This is a genomic window from Bradyrhizobium sp., from assembly GCF_049581145.1.
Taxonomy (GTDB): domain Bacteria; phylum Pseudomonadota; class Alphaproteobacteria; order Rhizobiales; family Xanthobacteraceae; genus Bradyrhizobium.
The window spans coordinates 1-2,950 of sequence record NZ_JBAURI010000090.1 but is presented as its reverse complement, the minus strand read 5'-3'; the positions used below and the strand labels follow the sequence as shown (position 1 = coordinate 2,950).

General features: G+C 67.2%; 3 protein-coding genes. 2 read left to right on the top strand and 1 reads right to left on the bottom strand.

The features are described 5' to 3' along the window. Positions 1 to 744: ribonuclease HII (locus WCB02_RS02780; protein WP_423956130.1), on the top strand; the 744-nt coding region annotated here is incomplete at its 5' end. Between the two features lie 118 nt (positions 745 to 862). After that, positions 863 to 2,371, top strand: coding sequence for a glycosyltransferase family 39 protein (locus WCB02_RS02775; protein WP_423956128.1), 1,509 nt, complete (start codon positions 863 to 865; stop codon positions 2,369 to 2,371). A 9-nt stretch (positions 2,372 to 2,380) separates the two neighbouring features. On the opposite strand, the gene WCB02_RS02770 is transcribed toward WCB02_RS02775, so the two are convergent. Then, positions 2,381 to 2,950: uracil-DNA glycosylase (locus tag WCB02_RS02770; protein ID WP_423956126.1), on the bottom strand; the 570-nt coding region annotated here is incomplete at its 5' end.

Below are 2,950 nucleotides of genomic sequence, written 5' to 3'. Positions count from 1 at the left end.
GGCAAGAGTACGGCGAAGGATGCCGCGAAGCCGCCGAAAGGCGTGATCGCGGTCGCGCCGCCGAGCTTTCGGCGGGAGCGGGCGCTGATCAAGCGCGACATCTGGCCGGTCGCCGGCTGCGACGAGGCCGGACGCGGTCCCTTGGCCGGACCGGTGGTGGCGGCAGCCGTCGTGCTCGATCCGAAGCGAATCCCGAAGGGGATCGATGATTCCAAGCGGCTGACGCCGGAGCAGCGCGAACAGCTGTTCGACAAGATCTGCGCGACATCGGCCTTTGCCGTGGCGGTCGCCTCGCCGGCGCGGATCGATCGCGACAATATCCTGCGCGCCTCGCTCTGGGCGCTCGCGCGCGCCGTCCATGCGCTGCCGGAGAGGCCCAGACATGTGTTCGTCGACGGCCGCGACAGGCTCGACGTCGCCTGCGACTGCGAAGCCGTGATCGGCGGCGATGGCCTCGTCCTATCGATTGCCGCGGCCTCGATCATCGCCAAGGTGACGCGCGACCGGCTGATGTGCGCGCTGGCGGAGCAATGTCCGGGCTACGGCTTCGCGCAGCACAAGGGCTATAGCGTGCCGGAGCATCTCGAGGCGCTCGACCGGCTCGGGCCGTCGGTGCATCACCGCAGATTTTTCGCCCCCGTGATCGCCGCGCGGGAGAAGCATCAACCCTGGACCATCGAGCGCAAGGGCGATCTGTTCGCGGCTGAAACGCAAATCACGACCGATACCCCTGCAGCGATCTGATCGCGTCCAATTGCTTGTTGCTTCGGCGCCCTGTTGCCTCGACGGCGGCCGGGCTCTATCACCTTGCGGGATCGAAGAGGGCCGGCGTGTGCCGCGAGCCCGCCTGTCCGGACGGTTCATGCGTTTCACTTCCCTGGTAATCGAGCTGATCCGGGCCCGGCCGCGGCTGGTGGTCTGGATCGTGGTGCTGCTGCAGGCGGCACTGTGGCTCGCCGTGCCGCTGTTGTTCTACTCGAGTCCGCCGGACCATCTGGCGACGGTGCTCGCCTATGGACGGGAATACCAGGTCGGCACCGATCTCGGACCGCCCTTGGCGTTCTGGCTTGCCGATATCGCCTTTCGTGTCAGCGGAAATCATTTGTTCGGCGTCTATGTGCTGGCCGAGCTGTGCTCGATTGCGACCTTCTGGACGGTCTATTTTCTGGCACGTGCGGTGGTCGGCGGACAGCAGGCGGTGCTGGCGGTGCTCTTGACCATGACGCTGACGGCGTTCAGTTCACCAAGCCTTGCATTCGGGCCGCCGGTGGCGGCGCGCCCGCTGTGGGCGATGTTGTTGCTGTACTCCTGGCAGCTGATCGGCCAGAGCCGGCGCAACGCGTGGTTCGCGTGGTCGATCGCCGCCGGGCTGTTGCTGTTGACGACGCCGGCGGTGATCGGCCTGTTGCTCCTGGTCGCGGGCTTTGCGCTCGTCACCGAGCGCGGCCGGCGCATGCTGTTGACGTTCGATCCGCTGTTTGCGCTGCTCGTGATCGTGGTGCTGGCGCTGCCCTATCTGATCTGGCTGATCCGGGCCGACATGCTTGGTCTGCCGCCACTACCGGCGGTGGCGGAGCTCGGCGCAAGGGCCGTGCACTGGGTCCGGCTGCTCGGCGGCCTGTTGCTGTCGATGTCCGGGATATTGCTTCTCGCCGTGCTCAATCTCGGCTGGTTCAGCCGCGCGCCGGAGGAAGCGCCCATCATCTACCGGCCGCCGGTCGATCCGCTGGCGCGCGAATTCGTGTATTTTTTTGCGATCGCACCCGCGATGGCAAGCAGCCTGATCTCCGGCCTGTTCAATCTCGATTCCGTGGTCAGCGGGACCGGCATTGCGCTCATGATGATCGGGCTCGCCGTGATCGTTGCGACCGGCGACCTCATCCATCTCAGGCGCCAGCGCGTGCTGCGCACGGTGTGGGCGGCGGCCATCGCAGCACCGGCACTGGCGGTGATCGCAGGCACGCTGTTCCTGCCCTGGATCGGGAGCCGGGAGGTCGCGACCTCACTGCCCACGCGCGCCATCGCGCAGTTCTTCGGTGAGAGTTTTGCGCGCCGCACCAACCATCCTCTGCGCGCGGTCGCCGGCGATACGGAAATCGCCGGCCTGATCGCGCTTGGTGCCGGCCGTCCGCATCTCTTCATCGACGCGGCGCCGCAGCGGACGCCATGGGTGAGCGCCGCGACATTCAACAAAACCGGCGGTGTCGTGGTCTGGCGGGCGTCCGACACCGTCGGCACGCCGCCAGCCGAGATCGCCGCGCGCTTTCCCGGCCTGGTGCCGGAAGTGCCGCGGGCGTTCGACTGGCTGATCGATGGCCGCCAGCCGCTGCTGCGGATCGGCTGGGGGATCGTGCGGCCGAAGGGACCGTGAACTGACTCTTCAGGATGCGGACACTTGCGCGAGTGCTTTCGCGATCGCGCGCAGATCCTGCCAGGACATCCGCTTGTACGACGGCGAGCGCAACAGATAGGCCGGGTGGAAGGTGGCAATCGCGGGGATCACGCGGCTGCCGGTATCGTAGTCGAGCCATTTGCCGCGACTGCGCATGATGCCTTCGCGGGTGCCAAGCAAGGCCTGGGTCGAGGGATTGCCGAGCGTCACCAGCACGTCGGGATCGACCAGCTCGATCTGCCGCCTGATGAACGGCAGGCAGATTTGCGTCTCCTGCGGGGTGGGCGTGCGGTTGCCGGGCGGCCGCCACGGAATCACATTGGCGATGTAGGCGCTGGTCCGGTCGAGCCCGATCGCGCCGAGCATGCGGTCCAACAGCTTGCCCGAGCGCCCGACGAACGGCAGTCCCTCGATATCCTCCTCGCGTCCGGGCGCCTCGCCGACCAGCATGATGCGCGCCTTCGGATTGCCGTCGGCGAACACCAGCCGTGTCGCGGTCGCCTTCAGCGCGCAGCCGTCGAATTTTTCCAACAGCTCACGCAGGGCTTGGAGCGTCGG